The organism is Enterobacter cloacae complex sp. IR5422, assembly GCF_049238165.1.
In the GTDB taxonomy this organism is placed as follows: domain Bacteria; phylum Pseudomonadota; class Gammaproteobacteria; order Enterobacterales; family Enterobacteriaceae; genus Enterobacter; species Enterobacter roggenkampii.
Window position 1 is genome coordinate 22369 of the sequence record NZ_JBMKHT010000023.1, and the last position, 26545, is coordinate 48913.

At 54.6% G+C, this 26545-nt stretch carries 19 protein-coding genes; 4 read left to right on the forward strand and 15 right to left on the reverse strand.

The window, feature by feature from the left end; translation table 11 throughout:
* Nucleotides 1–187: 187 nt before the first annotated feature.
* The 6 genes from ihfB to ACOTXT_RS12965 form a co-directional block, all read right to left on the reverse strand.
* Nucleotides 188–475: an integration host factor subunit beta gene (gene ihfB, locus ACOTXT_RS12940; protein ID WP_008499965.1), complete on the reverse strand. Its 288-nt coding sequence runs from the start codon at nt 473–475 to the stop codon at nt 188–190.
* A 170-nt stretch (nt 476–645) separates the two neighbouring features.
* Entirely contained in the window at nt 646–2319 is a 1674-nt protein-coding gene (gene rpsA, locus ACOTXT_RS12945; protein WP_008499966.1) for a 30S ribosomal protein S1, read from the reverse strand.
* Nucleotides 2320–2430: 111 nt separating this feature from the next.
* Nucleotides 2431–3114, reverse strand: a complete 684-nt coding sequence (cmk, locus tag ACOTXT_RS12950; protein WP_008499967.1) for a (d)CMP kinase — start codon at nt 3112–3114, stop codon at nt 2431–2433.
* A 184-nt stretch (nt 3115–3298) separates the two neighbouring features.
* Complete coding sequence (aroA, locus tag ACOTXT_RS12955; RefSeq protein ID WP_333164590.1) at nt 3299–4582, reverse strand: 3-phosphoshikimate 1-carboxyvinyltransferase; 1284 nt, start codon at nt 4580–4582, stop codon at nt 3299–3301.
* 69 nt (nt 4583–4651) lie between these two features.
* Entirely contained in the window at nt 4652–5740 is a 1089-nt protein-coding gene (gene serC, locus ACOTXT_RS12960) for a 3-phosphoserine/phosphohydroxythreonine transaminase (RefSeq protein ID WP_021240877.1), read from the reverse strand.
* Between the two features lie 162 nt (nt 5741–5902).
* Entirely contained in the window at nt 5903–6595 is a 693-nt protein-coding gene (locus tag ACOTXT_RS12965; RefSeq protein WP_021240878.1) for a DUF421 domain-containing protein, read from the reverse strand.
* Between the two features lie 127 nt (nt 6596–6722).
* Between ACOTXT_RS12965 and ycaO the strand changes: the two genes are divergently transcribed.
* From ycaO to pflA, 4 genes are all read left to right on the forward strand, one after another.
* On the forward strand, nt 6723–8483 hold the full coding sequence (gene ycaO / locus ACOTXT_RS12970) for a 30S ribosomal protein S12 methylthiotransferase accessory factor YcaO (RefSeq protein ID WP_023292885.1): 1761 nt from the start codon (nt 6723–6725) through the stop codon (nt 8481–8483).
* Nucleotides 8484–8889: 406 nt separating this feature from the next.
* Nucleotides 8890–9747: a formate transporter FocA gene (gene focA / locus ACOTXT_RS12975; protein WP_421625322.1), complete on the forward strand. Its 858-nt coding sequence runs from the start codon at nt 8890–8892 to the stop codon at nt 9745–9747.
* A 51-nt stretch (nt 9748–9798) separates the two neighbouring features.
* The gene (pflB, locus tag ACOTXT_RS12980) at nt 9799–12081 is read left to right on the forward strand and encodes a formate C-acetyltransferase (protein WP_008499975.1); all 2283 of its coding nucleotides are present in this window, start codon (nt 9799–9801) and stop codon (nt 12079–12081) included.
* Between the two features lie 203 nt (nt 12082–12284).
* Nucleotides 12285–13025, forward strand: a complete 741-nt coding sequence (gene pflA, locus ACOTXT_RS12985; protein WP_008499976.1) for a pyruvate formate lyase 1-activating protein — start codon at nt 12285–12287, stop codon at nt 13023–13025.
* A gap of 35 nt (nt 13026–13060) precedes the next feature.
* Here pflA and ACOTXT_RS12990 read toward each other — a convergent pair whose 3' ends face one another.
* The 9 genes from ACOTXT_RS12990 to ACOTXT_RS13030 all read right to left on the reverse strand — a co-directional run bounded on the left by ACOTXT_RS12990 (nt 13061) and on the right by ACOTXT_RS13030 (nt 26443).
* Nucleotides 13061–13591, reverse strand: coding sequence for an anti-virulence regulator CigR family protein (locus ACOTXT_RS12990; protein WP_023292887.1), 531 nt, complete (start codon nt 13589–13591; stop codon nt 13061–13063).
* 123 nt (nt 13592–13714) lie between these two features.
* Nucleotides 13715–14863 carry an MFS transporter gene (locus ACOTXT_RS12995; RefSeq protein WP_063418675.1) on the reverse strand — a complete coding sequence of 383 codons (1149 nt, stop codon included), beginning with the start codon at nt 14861–14863 and terminating at the stop codon, nt 13715–13717.
* Between the two features lie 275 nt (nt 14864–15138).
* Complete coding sequence (locus ACOTXT_RS13000; protein WP_055321697.1) at nt 15139–16002, reverse strand: dimethyl sulfoxide reductase anchor subunit family protein; 864 nt, start codon at nt 16000–16002, stop codon at nt 15139–15141.
* A 1-nt stretch (nt 16003) separates the two neighbouring features.
* Nucleotides 16004–16621: a DMSO/selenate family reductase complex B subunit gene (locus ACOTXT_RS13005; protein WP_021240882.1), complete on the reverse strand. Its 618-nt coding sequence runs from the start codon at nt 16619–16621 to the stop codon at nt 16004–16006.
* A gap of 10 nt (nt 16622–16631) precedes the next feature.
* Nucleotides 16632–19076 carry a dimethylsulfoxide reductase subunit A gene (dmsA, locus tag ACOTXT_RS13010; protein WP_055321695.1) on the reverse strand — a complete coding sequence of 815 codons (2445 nt, stop codon included), beginning with the start codon at nt 19074–19076 and terminating at the stop codon, nt 16632–16634.
* A gap of 211 nt (nt 19077–19287) precedes the next feature.
* On the reverse strand, nt 19288–20580 hold the full coding sequence (gene serS / locus ACOTXT_RS13015) for a serine--tRNA ligase (RefSeq protein WP_008499983.1): 1293 nt from the start codon (nt 20578–20580) through the stop codon (nt 19288–19290).
* Between the two features lie 92 nt (nt 20581–20672).
* The gene (rarA, locus tag ACOTXT_RS13020; RefSeq protein WP_008499984.1) at nt 20673–22016 is read right to left on the reverse strand and encodes a replication-associated recombination protein RarA; all 1344 of its coding nucleotides are present in this window, start codon (nt 22014–22016) and stop codon (nt 20673–20675) included.
* A gap of 9 nt (nt 22017–22025) precedes the next feature.
* Nucleotides 22026–22640, reverse strand: a complete 615-nt coding sequence (lolA, locus tag ACOTXT_RS13025; protein ID WP_024907806.1) for an outer membrane lipoprotein chaperone LolA — start codon at nt 22638–22640, stop codon at nt 22026–22028.
* A 128-nt stretch (nt 22641–22768) separates the two neighbouring features.
* On the reverse strand, nt 22769–26443 hold the full coding sequence (locus ACOTXT_RS13030) for a DNA translocase FtsK 4TM domain-containing protein (protein WP_055321694.1): 3675 nt from the start codon (nt 26441–26443) through the stop codon (nt 22769–22771).
* Nucleotides 26444–26545 lie beyond the last annotated feature (102 nt).

The following is a 26545-nucleotide window of genomic DNA, read 5'->3' on the forward strand; positions in this document are numbered from 1 at the left end:
GTATGCAAGCAGGCTGAGCGGTCGTCAGGTGTGAAGAATACGATTTACGGCAAGCGCAGCAAGGTATTTAACGGGTTGCAGAAAACGAAACGGAAAATGCGGGGCACCTTCAGAAAGAAAGCGACAGCGACAAAAAAAGCACCCGCAGGTGCTTTCTTTCGAACCCAGTTTAACCGGCTGGCTAAACTCAGTTGCCGTAAATATTGGCGCGATCGCGCAGTTCTTTACCCGGCTTAAAGTGTGGAACGTACTTACCTTCCAGTTCGACTTTATCGCCAGTTTTCGGGTTACGCCCGGTACGTGGAGCACGATAGTGCAGAGAAAAACTACCGAAACCGCGGATTTCAATGCGCTCGCCCTGGGCAAGAGTGGAGGCCATATGCTCCAGCATCTCTTTTACGGCATCTTCCACTGCCTTGGCAGGGATATGCGGTTGCTGACTGGCAAGTCTTTCAATCAATTCTGACTTGGTCATGATTCCTCCGGTTCCTTTCAAACCAATTAGCTGAACAGCTCATTAAACAAGGGCGGCCGTAGCCGCCCTTTGTTATTGATTACAGGACGAATCCTGTAATCTGTCAAGTTTGCTCCTCATCCTTCGCGCTGTAAATGCGTTACAGCGCAAATGATGCTGAGAACCTGATATTACTCGCCTTTAGCTGCTTTGAAAGCTTCAGCCATTGCGTTGTTAGAGAAGTTTGCATCTTCCTGTTTGTTAACAGTTGCGATTGCATCTTTCTCATCAGCTTCGTCTTTAGCACGAACAGACAGGCTGATTGCACGGTTCTTACGGTCAACACCGGTGAACTTAGCTTCAACGTCGTCGCCTACGTTCAGAACCAGAGTGGCATCTTCAACGCGGTCACGGGAAGCTTCAGAAGCGCGCAGGTAACCTTCAACGCCGTCAGCCAGTTCTACGGTTGCACCTTTCGCGTCAACTGCAGTGACTTTACCGTTTACGATTGCGCCTTTCTTGTTCAGTGCAACCCAGTTGTTGAACGGATCTTCTGCGAGCTGTTTAACGCCCAGGGAGATACGCTCACGCTCTGCGTCAACCTGCAGAACAACTGCAGCGATTTCGTCGCCTTTTTTGTATTCACGAACTGCTTCTTCGCCTGCAACGTTCCAGGAGATGTCAGACAGGTGAACCAGGCCATCGATGCCGCCGTCCAGGCCGATGAAGATACCGAAGTCAGTGATAGACTTGATTTTACCTTCAACACGGTCGCCCTTGTTGTGGGTTTCCGCGAACTGCTGCCATGGGTTGTTTTTGCACTGCTTCAGGCCCAGGGAGATACGACGACGTTCTTCGTCAATATCCAGAACCATCACTTCCACTACATCACCAACGTTAACAACTTTGGATGGATGGATGTTTTTGTTGGTCCAGTCCATTTCGGAAACGTGCACCAGACCTTCAACGCCTTCTTCGATTTCAACGAAGCAGCCGTAGTCAGTCAGGTTGGTTACGCGACCAGTCAGTTTAGTCCCTTCTGGGTAACGCTTAGCGATAGCTACCCATGGATCTTCGCCCAGCTGTTTCAGGCCGAGGGATACACGAGTACGCTCGCGGTCGAACTTCAGCACTTTAACAGTGATTTCGTCGCCCACGTTCACGATTTCGCTTGGGTGCTTAACGCGTTTCCACGCCATGTCGGTGATGTGCAGCAGGCCATCAACGCCGCCCAGGTCAACGAATGCGCCGTAGTCAGTGAGGTTCTTAACGATACCTTTGACTTCCATGCCTTCCTGCAGGTTTTCCAGCAGCTGATCGCGTTCTGCGCTGTTTTCGGATTCGATAACGGCACGACGGGAAACAACAACGTTGTTACGCTTCTGGTCCAGCTTGATTACTTTGAACTCAAGCTCTTTGCCTTCCAGGTGCAGGGTGTCACGAACTGGACGAACGTCTACCAGAGAACCTGGCAGGAACGCACGAATACCATTCAGCTCAACAGTGAAGCCACCTTTAACTTTGCCGTTGATAACACCGACCACAGTTTCAGCTTCTTCGTAAGCTTTTTCCAGCGTGATCCATGCTTCGTGACGTTTCGCTTTCTCACGAGAAAGCAGGGTTTCACCGAAGCCGTCTTCTACTGCGTCCAGAGCAACGTCAACTTCGTCGCCAACCTGGATTTCCAGCTCGCCCTGGGCGTTTTTGAACTGCTCTGCCGGAATGGCGGACTCAGATTTCAGACCGGCGTCAACCAGTACTACGTCTTTGTCGATAGCAACAACAACACCGCGAACGATGGAACCCGGGCGGGTTTCGATTTCTTTTAAGGATTCTTCAAACAGTTGAGCAAAAGATTCAGTCATGTTTAATCTTCAGGTTAATATTAACGTCCACCTGGCTCCATGCCGGATGGGGTTGTTTCACATACCCGCCGTCAATCCATTGCAGCGGGGGTACTGCTAAATCGGTCGCGATTACGCGAGTGCCAGTTTTTGGCGCGCATATTGTAGCGCTTTTTCAATCACTTGCTCAATAGTTAAACTGGTTGAATCCAGAACTAATGCATCTTCTGCTGGAACAAGTGGGGCGACGGCGCGGTTACGATCGCGGTCATCGCGCTCTTTTATCTCGGATAAAAGGCGATCAAAGTTAACACTAAACCCCTTTTCCTGCAACTGAAGCATGCGGCGTTGAGCGCGTTCTTCCGAAGAGGCGTCAAGGAAAATTTTCACAGGTGCATCAGGGAATACCACGGTTCCCATATCGCGTCCGTCCGCGATCAAACCCGGTGCTTCACGGAACGCGCGCTGACGACGTAACAGCGCCTCACGAACGCGCGGGAAGGCCGCTACCTGAGAGGCCGCATTTGCCACTTCCTGAGTACGGATTTCCCCGCTCACGTCTTCCCCTTCAAGGATGACTTCCAGGTTGCCATTGGTCGACACGAAACGCACATCAAGATGCGCAGCCAGCGGAACCAGCGCTTCTTCTGACGCCACGTCCACATGATGATGCAGCGCAGCCAAGGCCAGCACGCGATAGATTGCTCCCGAATCTAAAAGATGCCATTGCAATGCTTCCGCCATCGCTTTGCACAGAGTCCCTTTCCCTGCGCCACTCGGCCCGTCAATGGTGATTACCGGGGCAATTGCCGTCATCTTTTTCTCCTTAAATAAGGCATACCGTTTACATGAACGCCGCGCATTATACGCGTCAACGTGCGCAACTGTTACCTTTGCGTGCAAATTACGGATTGATTGAAGCAGAGTGTAGAAGAAATGAACGGAAGTGTTCGTCAGGAAGCGTAAGGAAATGCCGCATCAGGTGATGCGGCAAAAGTCATCAGGCCAGCGTGCTAATGCGTGCCAGCTGTTCAAAGTAGTCCGGGAACGTTTTCGCCGTACATTTCGGATCGAGAATGGTCACAGGCGTGTCGGACAGTGCCACCAGCGAGAAGCACATCGCCATACGGTGATCGTTGTAGGTTCCGATCTCGGCAACCTGCAGTTTTGCAGGAGGCGTGACGCGAATGTAGTCTTCGCCCTCTTCCACCTCAGCACCGACCTTACGCAGTTCGGTCGCCATCGCAAACAGACGGTCAGTCTCTTTTACGCGCCAGTTGTAGATGTTACGCAGCGTGGTGGTGCCTTTTGCAAACAGCGCCGCCGTGGCAATGGTCATCGCCGCATCCGGAATATGGTTCATGTCCATGTCGATGGCCTTCAGCTCGCCGTGGGTACAGGAGATGAAGTCATCACCCCAGGTCACAACCGCGCCCATTTTTTCCAGCACGTCCGCAAAACGAATGTCACCCTGCACGCTGTTGCGACCAATACCGGTCACCTTCACGGTACCGCCTTTGATCGCGCCTGCAGCCAGGAAGTAAGATGCCGACGAGGCGTCGCCTTCAACAAGATAGCTGCCCGGAGACTGGTACTGCTGCGCCCCACGCACGACAAAACGCTGATAAGACTGGTTTTCCACCTCAACGCCGAAGGTTTTCATCAGGTGCAGCGTGATATCAATATACGGTTTGGAGACCAGCTCGCCTTTAATCGTGATAACCGTATCCTGCGGCGCCAGCGGCGCGGTCATCAGCAGTGCGGTCAGGAACTGGCTGGAGACGCTGCCGTCAACCTCGACGTGACCGCCGGTAAAGCCCCCGCGCAGACGCAGTGGCGGATAATTTTCCTGCTCCAGATACTCGATCTGCGCGCCGCCCTGACGCAGGGCATCCACCAGATGGCCAATCGGACGCTCTTTCATGCGCGGCTCGCCGGTCAGCACAATGTTGTTGCGCCCCAGACACAGGGCCGCCGCCAGCGGGCGCATCGCGGTACCCGCGTTGCCCAGAAAAAGCTCAAGCTCTTCACCCGAGCGCAGCGCGCCGCCGTTGCCGGTCACTTCGCAGCGGGTACGATCGTCGGAGAGAGTGTAATGAACGCCCAACGCTTTCAGCGCATTGAGCATATGGCGCACGTCATCGCTGTCCAGCAGGTTTGTAAGGACGGTGGTGCCGTTTGCCAGTGCTGCCAGCAGCAGAGCGCGGTTCGAGACACTTTTTGAACCAGGCAGATTAATGGTGCCATCTACCCGCGCGATAGGTTGTAACGTCAGGGATTCCATGAAAACTTAACTCTCAACTCAACATAATAAAAACCCCGCAGCAGGGCTACGGGGGTGAAAACAGCGCGATTAACCGTGGCGACGTTCGAAGTCGATCATGAAATCGGTCAGCGCTTTAACGCCTTCCAGCGGCATCGCGTTATAGATGGAGGCACGCATGCCGCCCACGACACGGTGACCTTTCAGCGCGTGCAGGCCGGCCGCGAAGGACTCTTCCAGGAACACTTTATCCAGGTTGCTATCCGCCAGCTGGAACGGCACGTTCATGCGGGAACGGTTAGCTTTCGCCACGTCGTTGCGGTAGAAATCGCTCTTGTCGATCACGCCATACAGCAGTTCGGCTTTCTGTTGATTCACTTTGTCCATCTGCGCCACGCCGCCGTTTTGCTTCAGCCATTTGAAGACCAGGCCGGAGAGGTACCAGGCAAACGTCGGTGGGGTGTTGAACATAGAATCGTTGTCGTTCAGCACGGTGTAATCAAGAATCGACGGGCAGGATGTATGTGCTTTACCCAGCAGGTCTTCACGCACGATAACAATCGTCAGGCCTGCAGGGCCGATATTTTTCTGCGCGCCCGCGTAGATCACGCCATAACGGCTGACGTCAATTGGCGCAGACAGAATGGTGGAGGAGAAGTCAGCGGCAACCACGACGTCTTTACCGAAGTTCGGCGTCTCGTCGATGGCAATCCCGTCAATGGTTTCGTTCGGGCAGTAGTGCAAATACGCTGCGTTATCAGAAAGCTGCCATTCGCTCATTGGCTTCACGGCGCGCAGGCCGTCAACGGTCACTTTGGCGTCAATCACATTCGGCGTGCAGTATTTGTGCGCTTCTTTCACCGCACTGGCCGCCCAGTAGCCTGCGTCAACGTAGTCTGCCGTCGTTTTATCGCCCAGGATGTTTAGCGGTACGCCTGCAAACTGGCCGCGCCCGCCGCCGTGACAGAACAATACTTTGTAGTTCGAGGGAATATTCAGCAGATCGCGAAAATCCTTTTCTGCCTCTTCCGCCACCTGAATAAACTCTTTACCCCGGTGGCTGATTTCCATCACCGACGTTCCCAGACCGTTCCAGTCACAAAGTTCCTGTTGAGCCTGTTTAAGCACGTCTGCCGGTAACATTGCCGGACCTGAACTGAAATTAAAGACTTGAGCCATTTCCCCTCACCACGCTAAAAGCCATAAGTTATAACTGTGGATATCGGTTTTATCATTCAGTGACACGCGCCGCAATGTCTAAAACTTATGACCCGTGAAATGTGCCCCGCGTCACACAAAACAATCTGCCGCCTCGCCAGGACAAAACCGACAAAATGGCTGTCAGGTGATGCGTTTAGCCCGGCTAACCTTCGTCCATTCCGGATTTGCACAGCGGGGGCATAATTGACGATCCCCCGGCTGCATCGCGACGACATGGCTGCATCTCACGCAGGCATACTCGCCTGACTCAGGTACGGTTCTGAAACGCTCGATCAGCATATCCGGCAGGATGCACAGTCCCGGCCTCACCTCATCGTCAGAATAGTAATAGACGCTGATCTGCCCGTTGGTCTCCATGATCGCCAGACGCACCTGCCCGAGCTGTTCCACGCTGTTGAGGCGTAGCTCCATAAAGAACTCAAACTCGGTCATATTGGCGCTCTGAACGTTTTCCCAGGCCAGCTGACCGTCCTCGACGATAACGACCGGCTTCCCTTCAAGCAGATCTTCCAGCTTTTCACTTTTCGACATCAGCCACATGACAAGGCGGTAAAGCAGCGCCAGTGTGACAAAAACGATAAATACCGGCACCATCGGCACATCATCATAGAAGGCGACATCCCCCGCCGCGGAACCCAGCGTCAGGATGATCAACACTTCAAAAAGCGACATCTGCCGCACGCCGCGACGACCGGTGATTTTAAGAAACAGGAAGACCAGAACGAAGGTATACAGACTACGCAGCGCCACTTCGCCTAAAAATTCAGGAGGGACTTTATCAAACGCCATCCGCTGGAGATCGAATGCTTTCATTTTTCTATGCCTTAACAGTGAGTTACTGACAGTAAGCATAGCCCAGTCTTTTATTTTCGCCGGAGATAGCACCCGTCACGCAAAACCCGTATCATTGCGCGCTTTACGTACGATAAAAGTGAACGCCATGACTCAAACGTTTATCCCCGGCAAAGACGCCGCTCTGGAAGATTCCATCGCTCGCTTCCAGCAGAAACTGACCGACCTGGGTTTTAACATCGAAGAAGCCTCCTGGCTCAATCCGGTGCCTCATGTCTGGTCTGTGCATATTCGCGATAAAGACTGTGCCCTGTGCTTTACCAACGGTAAAGGCGCGACAAAAAAAGCGGCACTGGCCTCCGCGCTGGGTGAGTATTTTGAGCGTCTGTCCACCAACTATTTCTTCGCTGACTTCTGGCTGGGCGAAACCATCGCCAACGGCCCGTTCGTTCACTATCCGAACGAAAAATGGTTCCCGCTGACCGAAGACGATGAACTGCCGGAAGGAATTCTCGACGCGCGCCTGCGTGCCTTCTACGATCCGGAAAACGAACTGACCGCCAGCATGCTGATCGATCTGCAGTCCGGTAACGACGATCGCGGTATTTGCGCCCTGCCGTTTACCCGTCAGTCTGACGAGCAGACCGTCTATATCCCGATGAACATCGTCGGCAACCTGTATGTGTCTAACGGCATGTCCGCCGGTAACACCCGCAATGAAGCGCGCGTGCAGGGGCTGTCTGAAGTCTTCGAGCGTCATATCAAAAACCGCATTATTGCCGAATCCATCAGCCTGCCTGAAATTCCGGCAGAGGTGCTGGCGCGCTATCCGGGCGTGGTGGAATCCATCGCCAAGCTGGAAGCAGAAGGTTTCCCAATCTTTGCGTATGACGGCTCGCTGGGCGGCAAGTATCCAGTGATCTGCGTCGTGCTGTTTAACCCGACCAACGGCACCTGCTTCGCCTCCTTCGGCGCGCACCCGGACTTCGGCGTGGCGCTGGAGCGTACCGTTACCGAACTGCTTCAGGGCCGTAGCCTGAAAGATCTCGACGTGTTTACGCCGCCAACGTTTGACGATGAAGAAGTGGCCGAGCATACCAACCTCGAAACCCACTTCATCGATTCCAGCGGCTTAATTTCCTGGGATATGTTCAAGCAGGACGCGGACTATCCGTTCGTGGACTGGAGCTTTGCCGGTACCACGGAAGAAGAGTTCGCGACGCTGATGGCGATCTTTAACGCGGAAGACCAGGAAGTGTACATTGCCGATTACGAGCACCTGGGCGTTTACGCGTGCCGCATCATCGTGCCTGGCATGTCTGATATCTATCCGGCGGAGGACCTGTGGCTGGCGAACAACAGCATGGGCGCGCATCTGCGTGAAACGCTGCTGGCTCTGCCAGGCAGCGAATGGGAGAAAGAGGATTATCTGAACCTGATCGCCCAGCTGGACGAAGAAGGCCATGATGATTTCACCCGCGTACGCGAACTCCTGGGCCTGGCGACCGGTAAAGACAACGGCTGGTACACCCTGCGCATCGGTGAGTTGAAAGCGATGCTGGCCCTGGCGGGCGGCGATCTGGATCAGGCCCTGGCCTGGACCGAGTGGACCATGGAGTTCAACCAGTCGGTCTTCTCTGCCGAGCGCACCAACTATTACCGCTGCCTGCAAACCCTGCTGCTGCTTGCACAGGAAGAGGATCGCGAACCGCTGCAATATCTGAATGCTTTCGTGCGTATGTACGGCGCTGAGGCCGTTGAAGCAGCCAGCGCAGCCCTGAGCGGCGAAGCGCCGTTCTATGGCCTGCAGGCCGTTGATAGCGATCTGAAAGCCTTCCCGGCGCATCAGTCACTGCTGAAGGCCTACGAAAAGCTGCAGAAAGCAAAAGCCGCTTACTGGTCAAAATAAGCGCACATAACATTACCAGCAGTAGGCGTATTCAATCGTCTGGGCTATATTACGGGGCAATTTCATTGCCCCTTTTTTTATTTCCTTCGGCAATGATTGTTGATTGTAATAATAAAGTTAAACACGGGTAAATATAATAATATTGATCTGGGCTTTACTGTTACTTTTTATGGTTAATACTCCATATTAATTAACTGATAAAGAGGTGGCCGAACGAAAAAATTCAACTCTTTTCATAACTTTTAAAATTTATTTTTATACGGATAATCAAATACTTACTCCGCATTTGCTGTAAATCCATACACATTGCGGGCCTATAAGCCAGGCGAGATATGATCTATATCAATTTCTCTTCTATAATGCTTTGTTAGTATCTCGTCGCCGACTTAATAAAGAGAGAGTTAGTGTGAAAGCTGACAACCCTTTTGATCTTTTACTCCCTGCTGCGATGGCCAAAGTTGCCGAAGAAGCAGGTGTCTATAAAGCAACGAAACACCCGATGAAGACGTTCTATCTGGCGATCACGGCTGGTGTGTTCATCTCTATCGCTTTCGTCTTCTACATCACCGCCACTACCGGTACTGCCGGAATGCCTTTCGGCATGGCCAAACTGATTGGCGGCATTTGTTTCTCACTGGGTCTGATTCTTTGCGTTATTTGCGGCGCCGACCTCTTCACCTCAACGGTGCTGATTGTCGTGGCAAAGGCGAGCGGAAGAATTACCTGGGGTCAGCTGGCACGTAACTGGCTTAATGTTTACGTGAGTAACCTGGTTGGCTGTCTGCTCTTTGTTTTGTTGATGTGGCTTTCTGGCGAGTACATGACCGCCAACGGTGGCTGGGGCCTTAACGTCCTGCAAACTGCCGACCACAAAATGCACCACACATTTATCGAAGCCGTTGCTCTCGGCATCCTCGCGAACCTGATGGTCTGCCTGGCTGTATGGATGAGCTACTCGGGTCGTAGCCTGATGGACAAAGCCTTAATTATGGTTCTGCCGGTTGCGATGTTCGTTGCCAGCGGCTTTGAGCACAGTATCGCGAATATGTTCATGATCCCAATGGGCATTGTTATCCGCGACTTTGCGAGCCCGGAGTTCTGGACCGCAGTTGGTTCATCCCCGGAAAGTTTCTCTCACCTGACTATTATGAATTTCATTACTGATAACCTGATCCCTGTCACTATCGGGAACATTATCGGTGGGGGTCTGTTAGTTGGGTTGACATACTGGGTCATTTACCTGCGTGGCGACGATCATCATTGATGGTTTTCTCAGGCAGTAAATAAAAAATCCACTTAAGAAGGTAGGTGTTACATGTCCGAGCTTAATGAAAAGTTAGCCACAGCCTGGGAAGGTTTTGCGAAAGGTGACTGGCAGAATGAAGTAAACGTACGTGACTTCATTCAGAAAAACTATACCCCGTATGAAGGTGACGAATCCTTCCTGGCTGGCGCAACTGACGCGACCACCAAGCTGTGGGACAGCGTAATGGAAGGCGTTAAACTGGAAAACCGCACTCACGCGCCAGTTGATTTTGACACCTCCGTTGCTTCCACCATCACTTCTCACGATGCTGGCTATATCAACAAAGCCCTTGAGAAAATCGTTGGTCTGCAGACTGAAGCACCACTGAAACGCGCAATCATCCCGTTCGGTGGTATTAAAATGGTTGAAGGTTCCTGCAAAGCGTATAACCGCGAGCTGGACCCAATGCTGAAAAAAATCTTCACCGAATACCGCAAAACCCACAACCAGGGCGTATTCGATGTTTACACCAAAGACATTCTGAACTGCCGTAAATCTGGCGTTCTGACTGGTCTGCCAGATGCATATGGCCGTGGCCGTATCATCGGTGACTACCGTCGCGTTGCGCTGTACGGTATCGACTTCCTGATGAAAGACAAGTACGCGCAGTTTGTTTCCCTGCAGTCCGATCTGGAAAACGGCGTAAACCTGGAAGCGACTATCCGTCTGCGTGAAGAAATCGCTGAACAGCACCGCGCGCTGGGTCAGATCAAAGAGATGGCTGCTAAATACGGCTGCGATATCTCTGGTCCTGCGACCAACGCTCAGGAAGCTATCCAGTGGACCTACTTCGGCTACCTGGCCGCAGTTAAATCTCAGAACGGCGCAGCAATGTCCTTCGGTCGCGTATCCACCTTCCTGGATGCCTATATCGAACGTGACCTGAAAGCAGGCAAAATCACCGAGCAAGACGCTCAGGAAATGATTGACCACCTGGTCATGAAACTGCGTATGGTTCGCTTCCTGCGTACCCCTGAATACGATGAGCTGTTCTCCGGTGACCCAATCTGGGCAACTGAATCCATCGGCGGTATGGGCGTTGACGGCCGTACTCTGGTGACCAAAAACAGCTTCCGCTTCCTGAACACCCTGTACACCATGGGTCCTTCTCCGGAGCCGAACATCACCGTTCTGTGGTCTGAAAAACTGCCTCTGAACTTCAAGAAATTCGCCGCTAAAGTATCCATCGACACCTCTTCTCTGCAGTACGAGAACGATGACCTGATGCGTCCGGACTTCAACAACGACGATTACGCTATCGCTTGCTGCGTAAGCCCAATGGTTGTTGGTAAGCAAATGCAGTTCTTCGGTGCGCGTGCAAACCTGGCGAAAACCATGCTGTACGCAATCAACGGCGGCGTTGATGAAAAACTGAAAATGCAGGTTGGTCCTAAGTCTGAGCCGATCAAAGGCGATGTGCTGAACTATGACGAAGTCATGGAACGCATGGACCACTTCATGGACTGGCTGGCGAAACAGTACGTCACTGCGCTGAACGTTATCCACTACATGCACGACAAGTACAGCTACGAAGCCTCTCTGATGGCGCTGCACGACCGTGACGTTATCCGCACCATGGCGTGTGGTATCGCAGGTCTGTCCGTTGCTGCTGACTCCCTGTCTGCAATCAAATATGCGAAAGTTAAACCAATTCGTGACGAAGACGGTCTGGCTATCGACTTCGAAATCGAAGGCGAATATCCGCAGTTTGGTAACAACGATTCTCGCGTTGATGACATGGCGGTTGACCTGGTAGAACGTTTCATGAAGAAAATTCAGAAACTGACTACCTACCGTAACGCTATCCCGACTCAGTCTGTTCTGACCATCACCTCTAACGTTGTGTATGGTAAGAAAACCGGTAACACCCCAGACGGTCGTCGTGCTGGCGCGCCATTCGGCCCAGGTGCAAACCCAATGCACGGTCGTGACCAGAAAGGTGCGGTTGCCTCTCTGACTTCCGTCGCTAAACTGCCGTTTGCTTACGCGAAAGATGGTATCTCTTATACCTTCTCTATCGTGCCAAATGCGCTGGGTAAAGACGACGAAGTGCGTAAAACTAACCTCGCGGGTCTGATGGATGGTTACTTCCACCACGAAGCGTCCATCGAAGGTGGTCAGCACCTGAACGTGAACGTCATGAACCGTGAAATGCTGCTCGACGCGATGGAACATCCTGAGAAATATCCTCAGCTGACCATCCGCGTATCCGGCTACGCAGTACGTTTTAACTCCCTGACGAAAGAACAGCAGCAGGACGTTATCACCCGTACTTTCACTCAGTCCATGTAAGTGGAATTGACTGAAATCACGCGTTAACAAGCGTACAATAAAGGCTCCACGTCAGTGGGGCCTTTTTAGCACCCTCTCCACCTCAGTCTCTTTTGTCCGCTATCTATACTGAATGGATAACAGCCAAAACAGACTTAACACAGCCGGCTTTGAGCTGTGCATACACAGGCCCCGGACGGGCCGATGATGGAGATATCACCGCAATGTCAACTATTGGTCGTATTCACTCCTTTGAATCCTGTGGCACCGTCGATGGCCCGGGTATCCGCTTTATCACCTTTTTCCAGGGCTGCCTGATGCGCTGCCTGTACTGCCATAACCGCGACACCTGGGACACGCACGGCGGTAAAGAAGTCACCGTCGACGATCTGATGAAAGAGGTGGTGACCTATCGCCACTTTATGAACGCCTCCGGCGGCGGTGTGACCGCGTCCGGCGGTGAAGCCATTCTTCAGGCTGAGTTTGTCCGCGACTGGTTCCGCGCCTGCCATAAAGAAGGCATTCATACCTGCCTCGACACCAACGGCTTTGTACGTCGCTACGATCCGGTGATTGATGAACTGCTCGAAGTGACCGATCTGGTGATGCTCGATCTCAAACAGATGAATGATGAGATCCACCAGAATCTGGTGGGCGTCTCCAACCACCGCACGCTGGAGTTTGCCAAATACATTGCCGACAAGGGCATCAAAACCTGGATCCGCTACGTGGTTGTTCCTGGCTGGTCAGATGACGACGACTCCGCGCACCGCCTGGGAGAATTTACCCGCGACATGGGCAACGTCGAGAAAATCGAGCTTCTGCCCTATCATGAGCTGGGTAAACATAAATGGGTGGCCATGGGTGAAGAGTACAAGCTTGATGGCGTGAAGCCGCCGAAAAAAGAGACGATGGAACGCGTCAAAGGTATTCTTGAACAGTACGGTCACAAAGTGATGTATTAAAGAAAAGGCCCGGTGAGAACCGGGCCTTTTTTATTCTATTTAAAGACGCCGTTAATAACGGAAGTCACAATCGCAGTACTCAGCGCAATTAAGACCAGGTCGTCACCCACTACGCGCCATTCGTAGCCGGGATAGGAAGGAAGCTGGTCCAGCATTGAGGCCGGAACGGCCTTCTTCGCAATACCCGGAGGCAGTGGTTTACCGCGCGCCAGGTTTTTTGCGATCCCCGGGGGCAGTGACTTATAGCCCGTTAAGCCGTAATTCACGGCCAGATGACGGACATGATCGAAGCTCACGCGAGCATCAACGTCATTACCGACATCTTTGCTGTTTTTGAAGTTCTTATCCGATTTTCCAGGGTTATCCTGTCCGCTATTTTGCTTATTACCATGGTTACCGGAGTTACCAGAATTCCCGTTACCATGATTGCCGCCATTACCTTGTCCGCCACCGTTTCCGTGACCACCGCCGTTCCCGTTGCCAGGATTAGCCATGACCGGAGCCGTTGCAAACGTTAAAGACAACACTACGGCAAGTGCGGTAGTGGAAAAACGACGTATAGACATGATTGTTGCCTTTTAGTGGTAGAACTCATTTGAATTATCGCCAGGCGGGAAAAACAAACAATACGTAAAAGTCTTATATGTGACAGGGACAAAAAAGCCTGTCGATGACAGGCTTTTATTTAATCAGGCGTGTGCCACCGGCGTTGGATGTTCGCCCGCTTTACGCAGCAGCATTAAGAGATAAATAAACGACACGCTGGCGATCATGATAAACAGTAAATTGTCGGAATAATTTTGCATCAGCATCGCGGTAAACGTCGGCCCTAATAAGCTGCCGATGGTATAGCTCAGTAACAGCGCCTGGTTCATTGCCACGAGCTGGTGATGTTCAACTTTCTCGCAGGCCCACGCCATCGCGACCGGATAAAGCGTGAAACCTGCCGCCCCAAGAATAAACAGCGCGGGTGCCATCGCGGCATTGCTGAGCATGGCGAGGCATCCCATGATCACCACGAAGACCTGAACGCGCAGCACCAGCAGACGGCCAAAGCGATCAGCCAGACGGCCAATTGGCCATTGTCCAACAATACCCGCACTCACCATCACCGCCATCCAGAAGCCAATTCCGGAGTCGCTGACGCCCTGATGGTTCAGATAGAGCGGCATCAGGCCATAGAGCGAGCCCAGTACAATCCCCGAGATAATGCAGCCGTTAACGCCCAGACGCGCCTGACGGAGCCTCAGCATGGGCCAGACGTGGGTTGCTTCCTGGTGTTCACTGTTCTGGTTCACAATGCGCGTAAAGAGCAGCGGCAGGATTGCGGCCAGCACCATGCCCGTTACCCACGGCAGAACGCTCATCAGGTCGGTTGGCAGCTTGCTCACCATCAGTTGTCCCAGCACGGTGCCGACATAGTAAATCATCATGTAGGCAGCCAGCAGGCGTCCGCGGTTGCGGGAGGTGCCGCTGCACATCAGCGCACTTTCAACGACCACCCAAATCATCGCGCAGCCAACACCGGCGATAAAGCGCCATGCCATCCAGCTCCAGAAGCCGACCATCAGGCCCAGCCCCGCACATCCGGCGGCGAAAATCAGCGAGGCCAGATAATAGCTGCGGTTAAAGCCAAAGCGCTTAATCAGGCTCCCGGTCACCAGCGTACCCAGCAGGTTCCCGGTAAAAAAGGATGAGCTGACCATACCCACCTGCCAGGTCGGTAAGTTTTCATGGGCGAGCCACAGCGGGACGAGCGTATTTAACACTGCGATCGCCAGGGTCAACAAAAGCAGGCCACAGAGCAACAGCAGCACTGGCCGGGTATAGGTGGTCATGGATTAAAAACCGCGAGGAAGTTCAGATTTCGTGCGCATCATGCCACTGGCAAAAACAAAGTCAATCCACTGATTTAGCCGCCTCGCACAATATGTTCCCTGTCGATTTAAAAAACTTATCCTGCTAATGCCACGCCTGCTATAGATATTAATTATGTCTCTGTTTTCATTTATTAATGGGCAAAATTAAAACAAAACGACAGTCGAAAAATTTCATGATCGAAAAAAGAAAAAGCCGGGCACTCTGGCCCGGCTTGATATAACCAAATGCAACGTTAACTGGCGACAGCCATACCAACGGTCATATGCAACCCGTAGAACACGCCGCGACCAATCAGTTCACCCGCCAGTACCAGCACAAAAGCCAGTGACAGCAGCGGCAGCGCCGGCTGATATCCTTTGAGCTGAGGGGCAATCCAGAATACCAGCGCGGCGACCAGCAGAACGATACGCCAGGCCATCAGCGCACCGTAGTCCGGCACCAGGGCAGAGGCCTGCTGAATAGAGCTGTGAATGGTTGCCAGTTCAGAACCCTGCATCAGGGCGACTATCGCACTCACTACCAGCGCCAGCAGCGAAACAGTGGGCAGCAGACGCATTGCCCATCCGTCGACACCCGCCACGCGCAGCAGCAGGTAGCCCAGCAGCGGCCCGCCAATAAACATCGTCAGGAAGAAGCTCATTGGCGTCCAGACGCTGTACCAGGTGGGGACGGTATCGATGGTGTTATAGACACGTATCATCATCCACACGAACACCACGCCCAGCACCATGGTCACAATCAGCCACAGGCTGCGCAGACCCGCAGGCAACTTCTTCATAGCGGCCAGCAGCCAGCCCAGCCCACCGACGGCAAAGAAAATTGCGCCACTGGCGATCTCGTTACTGAGGGATGAGGCACCCACGCGGTTCAGGGAGTTAAACGCGCGCATCGGCGAACCCAGGTGCAGCGTAGAGGCGATAAAGCCGATCCCCATCAGCACCCACAGGCCAAACATACTCAACACCAGGCGCTGCTGCTGTTCAGCATTGAGACGACCTTTCAACAACGCCAGCGCGAGCACAATGAAGCCGCCCGCTACGCACTGACCAAAGACCGTGAAGATCATCAGCGGCCATTCATGCCATCCACTTCCCATCTCACACCTCCTTCGGATTTGCCAGGTAGCCGGTGGTGTCACCTGTAGGACGGCTGTTGGCGTTAGGTTTAATCACAATACTCGGCTTCGTGAAGTGCGCAGACGGCAGCGGTGCCACGGCGGCAAGCTGACCGTGTTTTTGACGCAGCTCTTCAATAGGGCCAAAGTCCAGCGCGCGCAGCGGACAGGACTCAACGCAAATCGGCTTTTTGCCATCCGCTACGCGGGTGTGGCAGCCGTCGCATTTGGTCATGTGGCCTTTAGCGGCGTTGTACTGCGGCGCGCCGTACGGACAGGCCATATGGCAGTAGCGACAGCCAATGCATACATCTTCATCCACCACCACAAAACCGTCTTCGCGCTTGTGCATCGCCCCGCTCGGGCAGACTTTTGTACAAGCGGGATCTTCACAGTGGTTACAGGCAATTGACAGGTAATACGCAAAGACGTTCTGATGCCAGACGCCGTTATCTTCCTGCCAGTCGCCCCCGGCGTATTCGTAGATGCGACGGAAGCTCACGTCCGGCGTCAGGTCTTTGTAATCTTTGCAGGCCAGCTCGCAGGTTTTGCACCCGGTACAACGGCTGGAATCAATAAAAAATCCATACTGAGTTGTCATCGGTTACTCCTTAAACCTTTTCAACCTGGACAAGGTTAGTGTGGGATGGGTTACCCTTCGCCAGCGGCGACGGACGCTGTGTGGTCAGTACGTTAATACTGCCTGCCTGGTCGATGCGGTTGGCATCCGGGCTGTACCAGGCCCCTTCCCCTAACGCCACCACGCCGGGCATCATGCGCGGGGTGACTTTGGCTTCAATATGCACCTCGCCGCGACCGTTGAAGATGCGCACGCGATCGCCATTGCTGATGCCGCGCGCTTTCGCGTCCATCGGGTTAATCCACATCTCCTGGCGGCAGGCGGCCTTCAGCACGTCGACGTTACCGTAGGTAGAGTGAACACGCGCTTTGTAGTGGAAGCCGGTCAGCTGCAGCGGGAATTTCGCCGTCAGCGGATCGTTATAGTTTTCAAAGCCCGGCGTGTAGATCGGCAGCGGATCGATAACATCCCCTTCCGGCAGCTCCCAGGTGGAGGCGATGTTTGCCAGCGCTTCGGAATAGATTTCGATTTTGCCCGACGGCGTGGTCAGCGGGTTCGCCTGCGGATCTTCACGGAACGCTTTGTACGCCACGTGGTGTCCTTCCGGATCGCGCTGTTTGTACATCCCCTGCTTGCGGAAGGTATCAAAGTCAGGGAGGTCAGGAATCGCCTTACGGGAGAGTTCATGCAGATGGCGCATCCACCCTTCCTGAGTACGCCCCTCGGTGAACTGCTGCTCAACGCCTAGACGTTTCGCCAGCTCAGAGGTCATCTCATAAATGGTTTTGCACTCGAAGCGCGGTTTAATCGCCTGGTCGGTAAAGATCACGTAGGACATGTTGCCGCAGGAGGCGTCCAGCGCGAAATCCATCTGCTCAGAGGCGGTGCAGTCCGGCAGCAGGATATCGGCATATTTTGCCGAGGAGGTCATGTGGCAGTCGATCACCACAATCATCTCGCACTTCTTGTCGTCCTGCAGGATTTCATGGGTGCGGTTGATTTCAGAGTGCTGGTTGATGAGACAGTTACCGGCATAGTTCCAGATCATCTTGATCGGCACGTCCAGCTTGTCCTTACCGCGCACGCCGTCGCGCAGGGCGGTCATTTCCGGGCCACGTTCAATCGCATCGGTCCACATAAACATGGAGATGCTGGTCTGAACCGGGTTATCCAGCGTTGGCATACGTTCAAACGGCACTTCATATGAGCCTTCACGCGCGCCGGTGTTACCGCCGTGAATACCGACGTTGCCGGTCAGAATGGAGAGCATGGAAATGGCACGGGTCGCAATTTCACCGTTCGCATGACGCTGCGGGCCCCAGCCCTGGCTAATGTAGGCTGGTTTGGCAGAGCCAATCTCACGCGCCAGCTGAACGATACGCTCTGCCGGGATGCCGGTGATGGTGGACGCCCACTCCGGCGTTTTTGCCACGCCGTCGCTACCCTGACCGAGAATGTAAGCTTTGTAATGTCCGTTTGCCGGTGCGCTGGCTGGCAGGGTTTTCTCGTCATAGCCGACGCAGTATTTATCCAGGAAAGGCTGATCGACGAGGTTCTCGGTGATCATCACCCACGCCAGCGCTGAGACCAGGGCCGCATCGGTACCCGGACGTATTGGAATCCACTCGTCTTCACGTCCGGCACCGGTGTCGGTATAGCGCGGATCGATGATGATCATGCGGGCATTGGATTTGGCGCGAGCCTGTTCGAGGTAGTAGGTTACTCCACCACCGCTCATGCGGGTTTCACCCGGGTTGTTACCGAACAGCACGACCAGCTTACTGTTTTCGATATCTGACGGGCTGTTGCCGTCCGCCCAGCCGCCGTAGGTGTAGTTCAGGCCAGCCGCGATCTGCGCAGAAGAGTAGTCACCATAGTGATTGAGATAACCGCCGCAGCAGTTCATCAGGCGCGCCACCAGCGTTTTTCCCGGTGGCCAGGAGCGGGTCAGCGTGCCGCCGAGCGTCCCTGTACCGTAGTTCAGGTAGATGGATTCGTTGCCGTACTCTTTAATAAGGCGCTGCATATTGGTGGCGATGATGTTGTAGGCCTCATCCCAGCTAATCCGCTCGAACTTCCCTTCCCCACGCTTACCGACACGCTTCATCGGATATTTCAGGCGGTCCGGATTATAGACGCGGCGACGCATGGAGCGACCACGCAAACACGCACGCACCTGATGTAACCCTTCGTAGTTATCGTCCCCGGTATTGTCGGTTTCGACATATTTAATTTCGCCATCCACCACATGCATACGCAGCGGACAACGGCTACCGCAGTTAACGGTACAGGCACTCCACACCTCTTTTTCCGGCGAAGTGGCCGGAGACAGAGCATCTGCCGCCGACGCCAGTCGGGTAAAAGGGAGCGTGAAGGCACTACTGGCTACCGCCAGGCCGCCTATTGCCGTGGTTTTCATCAACCCACGGCGAGTGACCTCGGCAGCCATTAATGCTTCAGGCGCGTTGATTTTCATAGAGACTCACTTTGGTTGCTCACAAAAAAAAGAGAGGCGGCGCAAACCGCTATGTAGTTTTATATATAACGAATATTATCGTTATCAGCTTTTTATGCTGGCTTTCATTCGAAGGAGTATTACTACTTTAGAGGGAGAGGTTATTGCGTCGTATCAAACCAAAGGCATAAAAAAAGCGCCCTGAGGCGCTTTTTTGTTTTAAGACAAATTATTAGCCGATGTACTGCTGGCCTTTCATGTATGGACGCAGCACTTCAGGGATCTCGATACGACCGTCTGCCTGCTGATAGTTTTCCAGCACGGCAACCAGGGTACGGCCCACAGCCAGGCCAGAACCGTTCAGGGTATGCACCAGACGGGTTTTCTTATCAGATTTGCTGCGGCAACGTGCCTGCATGCGGCGCGCCTGGAAATCCCAGACGTTAGAGCAGGAGGAGATCTCACGGTAGGTGTTCTGCGCAGGTACCCACACTTCCAGATCGAAGGTTTTGCAGGCACCAAAGCCCATATCACCGGTGCACAGCGCCATACGACGGTATGGCAGACCCAGCAGCTCCAGCACTTTTTCAGCGTGGCCGGTCATCTCTTCCAGCGCGTCCATGGATTCTTCAGGACGGACGATCTGCACCATCTCAACTTTGTCGAACTGGTGCATACGGATCAGACCGCGCGTGTCGCGACCGTAAGATCCTGCTTCAGAACGGAAGCACGGAGAGTGCGCCGTCAGTTTGATTGGCAGGTCGTCTTCGTCAATGATCTCATCACGCACGAGGTTAGTCAGCGGCACTTCCGCGGTTGGGATCAGCGCGTAGTTGCTGCTGTCTGCTTCCTCGTCCAGCGGACGGGTATGGAACAGGTCGCCGGCAAATTTCGGCAGCTGGCCCGTACCGTACAGCGTATCGTGGTTGACCAGATACGGCACATAGGTTTCGCTGTAGCCATGCTGCTCGGTGTGCAGATCCAGCATGAACTGCGCCAGCGCACGGTGCAGATGGGCAATCTGGCCTTTCATTACCACGAAGCGAGAGCCGGTCAGCTTAACAGCAGCCGCAAAATCCAGGCCCGCGTGCATTTCGCCCAGCGTCACGTGATCGCGCACCTCGAAGTCAAACTCACGAGGCGTACCCCAGCGTTTCACTTCAACGTTGTCGTTTTCATCTTTGCCGACAGGCACGCTGTCGTCAGGAATATTCGGGATAGCCAGGGCAATATCACGAATTTCGGCCTGAAGAACATCCAGTTCAGCTTTCGCCTGATCCAGTTCTTCACCCAGCTTGTTCACTTCCAGGCGTAATGGCTCAATATCTTCCCCGCGCGCTTTCGCCTGGCCGATGGATTTCGATCGAGAATTACGCTCTGCCTGCAGATTTTCAGTTTGTACCTGCAGTACTTTACGACGCTCTTCAAGAGCGCGCAGCTTATCTACATCCAGCTTAAAGCCCCGGCGTGCCAGTTTTTCAGCGACTGCGTCTGGCTCATTACGCAGCAGATTGGGATCGAGCATGCTTATCCTGTGCTTATCGAATTAAAATAGGAAATGTGACCACAGCCTGCGGTCACAAGGATACAATTGCCAACATTACCGCAACGATTGAACTAACGGTAGCGTTTTATAGGGCTATTTTGATCCTGTCCGGCGAGCCAGGTGAGCTTTTCACCAATCTTGCCTTCAAGACCTCTGTTTGTGGGGTGATAATAGCGCGTTTGTGCCATCTCCTGCGGGAAATATTCCTCCCCGGCAGCGTAGGCATTGGGTTCATCATGAGCGTAGCGGTATTCCTGCCCATACCCCATCTCTTTCATCAGTTTGGTCGGCGCGTTACGCAGGTGAACCGGCACATCGTAGTCCGGACGCTCACGCGCATCAGACATCGCTGCCTTGAAGGCGGTATAAACCGCATTGCTTTTCGGCGCACAGGCCAGATAGACAATCGCCTGCGCAATGGCGCGCTCACCTTCTGCGGGTCCAACCCGGGTGAAACAGTCCCAGGCCGACAGTGCGACCTGCATAGCGCGAGGATCGGCATTGCCGACATCTTCTGAGGCAATCGCCAGACAGCGGCGCGCGACGTATAGCGGATCGCCGCCCGCAGTGATAATACGCGCATACCAGTACAGCGCCGCATCCGGCGCGCTGCCGCGCACGGACTTATGCAGCGCCGAAATCAAATCGTAAAAACGGTCGCCTTTATTATCGAAACGCGCGCTGCGTTCCCCGGCAATTTCGGTGAGCAGTTCCGGTTTTAGCACCCGCTTGCCGGCATCGTCGACCTCGGCCATGTCGGCCATCATTTCCAGCGTGTTCAGCGCCCGACGCGCATCGCCGTTAACCAGCTCGGCAATCGCACGACGCGTCTCGTCAGGCAGAACGATATCCTGTCCGCCGTAGCCGCGCGATTTGTCGTCCATCGCCTGAGTGAGAACCTTTTCGATATCCTCGGTCGTCAGCGATTTGAGCAGATAAACGCGCGCACGGGAAAGCAGCGCCGAGTTCAGCTCAAACGACGGGTTTTCGGTGGTCGCCCCAATGAAGAAGATCGTGCCGTCTTCAATATGCGGCAGGAAGGCATCCTGCTGGCTCTTGTTGAAGCGATGGACTTCGTCGACAAAAAGAATGGTGCGGCGTCCGGCGTTGCGGTTCTGACGCGCACGCTCGATAGCCTCACGGATCTCCTTCACGCCGGACGTCACCGCTGAGATACGCTCAACGTCCGCGTTGGCATAACGGGCAATCACTTCTGCAAGCGTAGTCTTGCCGGTGCCTGGGGGGCCCCAGAGGATCATGGAGTGCAAATGCCCCGCCTCAATGGCGCGCGGCAAGGGCTTACCGGCAGCCAGCAGGTGCTGCTGACCGATGTACTGCGCTAAATTTTCTGGCCGCATACGGGCGGCCAGAGGTTGAAACGCGTTATCTGAAAAATCGAGCGACAGATTGCCCACTCACGCCTCTTACTTATTGCGTTGGTCGTCCACCGTTACGCCCTTCGGCGGGGTAAAGGTGAACTTCGATGCATCAACGGCGCCGTTCTGCTGAGATTTGAGCTGATAGCTGCTGCGCTGATCGTCCTGCTCAACCGCGCCGAACTGATTAATGGTACCGTTGGTGCTGACATTGATGGTGAACTGCTTCAGGTTGCCGTTGCTGCCTTTCGGCGTCAGGACAAACTCGTCACCCGTCTGTTTAATATTGTACTGCTGCCAGTCGCTGGCCTGGTTACGGGCAATCAGCATAAACGGCGTGTTGCTGGTGGCATCCTTCAGCCAGGTTGCAGTAGCCTGCTCAACGAACGGGTTGAAGAACCATAAGGTTTTGCCGTCAGACACCAGGATGCTTTCATCCGGCTGGGTCATGTGCCAGTTAAACAGATTTGGCCGTTTTACCCACAAGTCCCCCTGACCTTCCTGCACCGCGTTGCCGCTGCCGTCCGTCACTTTCTGCGTAAAGCTGGCGTGGAAGCTGCTTACTTTATCCAGTCGGCTTTTAAGGTCGCTGGCTGCATCCGCCCAGACGCTGCTGGCAACAAAACTGGTGAGTAATGCACAGGCGATGGCGATTTTTTTCATTGTTATTCCTTAAAATACGTCTTCCCGATATGGGGTTTCCGACTTCTATTCTGGACCTGCCCGGAGGCAGGCGACAGAAGAAAATGCTTAATTTTGGCTGATTTACCCTTCTTTGCAATCGCGGAAGGTTAATCAAACGGTGGCGGAGCCAGCACCTCGCGGTTACCGTTATGCCCCTGCTCGCTCACAATGCCCTGCGCTTCCATCTGCTCGATAATGCGCGCAGCGCGGTTATAGCCGATGCGGAACTGACGCTGTACGCCAGAGATAGACGCTTTACGTTTTTCGGTAACGAAATTCACCGCCTGATCGAATAACGGATCCAGCTCTTCACCGCCGTCAAAGCCACCGCCGCCGCCTTCGCTTTCCGTATCGCTGGTGATGCCATCGACGTATTGCGGACGACCGCGCGCTTTCCAGTCCTGCACGACCGCGTGCACTTCCTGGTCGCGCACGAACGCGCCGTGAACACGCACCGGAGAGGTGGAGTTCGGCCCGGAATAGAGCATGTCACCCATTCCCAGCAGCGACTCTGCACCGCCCTGGTCAAGAATGGTACGGGAGTCAATTTTACTTGATACGGTAAAGGCGATACGCGTCGGAATGTTCGCTTTAATCAGACCGGTGATAACGTCCACGGAAGGACGCTGGGTCGCCAGCACAAGGTGAATACCGGCCGCACGCGCTTTCTGCGCCAGACGGGCAATCAGCTCTTCCACTTTCTTACCGACGGTCATCATCAGGTCAGCGAATTCGTCGACCAGCACCACGATATAAGGCAGTTTTTCCAGCACCGGATGCTGGGCATCCATGCTGTCACCCGGCTTCCAGTACGGATCCGGAATCGGACGGCCCATGCGCGCCGCTTCGGCGATTTTCTCGTTATAGCCGGCCAGGTTACGCACGCCCAGCGCAGACATCAGCTTGTAGCGGCGTTCCATCTCATTCACGCTCCAGCGCAGAGCGTTGGCGGCGTCCTTCATGTCGGTGACCACTTCAGTCAGCAGATGTGGGATACCTTCATAGACCGACAGTTCGAGCATTTTCGGGTCGATCATGATGAAACGCACATCTTCCGGCTGCGCTTTATAGAGCATGCTGAGGATCATGGCGTTCACACCGACGGACTTACCGGAACCGGTGGTACCCGCGACCAGCAGGTGAGGCATTTTTGCGAGGTCTGCCACAACCGGATCGCCAGCGATATCTTTACCCAGCACCACGGTCAGTGGGGATGGATTATCACGGAACTTGGTGTTATCCAGCACTTCACGCAGGTAGACGGTCTGACGTTTCTTGTTCGGCAGTTCAAGACCAACGTACGGTTTGCCCGGTATCACTTCCACCACGCGCACCGCAACGGTTGACAGCGAACGCGCCAGGTCGCGGGACAGGTTGGAAATACGCGCGGCTTTTACGCCCGGCGCCAGGTTCAGTTCAAAACGGGTGATCACAGGACCCGGCGAGTAGTTCACCACGTCCGCCTTGATACGGAAGTCAGCCAGACGGGCTTCAACCAGACGGGCCATCTGCTCCAGCGCAAACGTATCAACCGGCTCGACTTCTGCTGGCGGCGGCGTCAGCAGGTCCAGCGACGGCAGCGGCGTGCTTGGACGCTGCAGCGGACGGCTGTCACCGTTACGCATCAGCAGCGGGTGAATCAGGCTCTCCTGCGGCTGTGGCGCAGGCTGCTGGAACTGCTGTTGCTGCGGCTGCTGTGGTTGCACATACGGCTGTTGAACAGGTTGCTGTGCGTAGGTCGATGGTGACGGCTGGCGCACAGGCTCAGCTTCCGGCATCACGCTCGGGGTAAATAAAGGCTCGCTTGGGCCATCATCCACCAGATCTTTCATCGGCGAGAATTCAAAGTCCGACAGCGAGAACGGATTTGCCCCTGCCGGCTGTTCACCGGAGTAACGCTGCTGCTGCGTTGCCGCAAACTGGCGCGCTAATTCGGCTTCTGCCGCATCATCTTCGTCTTCCAGCGCAGGTTCGTCGTGCTGATAGTCTTGACCGTAGCGCTGATTCTGCTGCGCAGCGAACTGGCGGGCCAGCTCGTCCTGCTGCATTTCATCAGCATCATCGTCGTACTCAGACTCGCGCGCTTTTTCTTCAGCCATGCGCTGGGAAGGCAGCTTGATGCCATAAGAAGCAAGCTCACGGCGGGTTGGCACGCGGACGCGGTTAGGACGAGGCAGTTGCGGACCAATCCCCTCTTTCACCTGAGGACGCGGTGCGCCCCCTGTTGCCAGGCTAAAGACCGGTGCCGCCGCTGCTGCGGCCGCAGTAGCCTGCTTAACGCCTTCCGCTACGGGTGCTACAGCAGGCGTCGGGTCGACCGGCGGAACAGAAACAGAAGGCGCCTTCGTAACTGGCTCCTGCACCGGTTCAGGCACAGGCTGATACCAGGCGGCCAGCTGTTCGCGTTCACGCGCACGGCGCTCTTCGACTTCTTCGAAATAGTACAGCGGTGGACGCGCAGGCTTCACCTCTTCCACGATTTCAGGCTCAGGTTCAGGCTGCGGTGCCACGTAAGGCTGCACAGGTTCAACGGGTTCAGGCACGTACTCCTGATAAGGCTGGGACACTGGCTGCTGATATTGCTGCGGTGCATACTCAGGCTGCGGCGGCTGATAAGGCTGCTGCCACTGTTCCTGCTGCACGGGGATGTAGCTTTCAGGTTCAGGCGCAATAACGGGCTCCGGCGTGTGAACACCCGGCGCAGTCTGCCAGTCAACCTGAGGTTGCTGAATAACGGATTCCGGCGGCGGGACCGGCGCGGATGGCATCACGGCGTCGACAGGCGCGGCATAAGCCTGCGCAGCGGTCGTCGCGGCGGCGGCAGCCGCAACCGGCTCGGTAACCGAGTGGCCGTTCAACAGTGGATCGTATTCGTCGAAGTCACCCGGCGTGGCACGGCTACCGGAAAAAAGCACATCATCAGGATCGACGGCGGTCCCTGCTGCACGGTACTCAACCTGCTCGTCTTCATCCATGCGTTTACCGGAGAAGAGCGCCGCATCGGTTTTACGGCCCAGCGGGTTGGCAAATTTCTCAGCCACACGCTGGCGACGCGCCAGCGCACCGCGCAGAATTCGGGCACGACGAGACTCGCGACGCTGCACAGGCGCATCGTCTTCCTCTTCATCTTCGTATTCGTCTTCATCCACCCACGTATCGTCACGACGGGTACGGTTACTGGCGAAGGTCAGAATGGTGAGGATAAAGCTGCCAATTTTCTCGGCAATGCTCACCCAGGACCAGCCGGTAAACAGCGTCAGCCCGGCGGCCCAGATGCACAGCAGCGCCAGCGTGCCGCCGCTGCTGTGCAGCATCGGCTGAAGTGCGGAACTTAATAAGCTGCCGATTACCCCGCCAGAGGCGAAGTACCAGATATCATCCGCATTGATCGCTGCCAGCCCGCAGGAGGTAAGGATCAGCGCCAGCGCGCCAATCAGGCGCAGCGAGACGGCGAAATAGTCGATGTAATCATCGTTCTGACGATGACGCCACGCAAACCAGCATCCGCCAATGATAATGACGGGAAGGGTGTAGGCCATCACACCGAAAATGAAAAACAGCGTGTCCGCAAGCCAGGCACCGGGGACACCGCCTAAATTATGGATAGGCTCATGCCATGCAGTTTGTGACCAGCTGGGATCAGAGGGGTTGAAACTGAGTAAGGCTGCCATCAGCCAGACGGCAAAAAGGGCAATAACAATCAGCAAAGCCTCGAGGAGACGACGTCCGCTGCTTAGCTTCGATAGTGTGACTTCTTTGTCTTCAGTGTATTCCTGGCTCAAGAAAGGCTCTCCAGGTATCAGGCATATCCTGCCTGTTTGCTAAAACGGACAACAGCGCCGGGACTCCCCGGCACTGTTGCTGTATGGATTAACAGGAGTGTA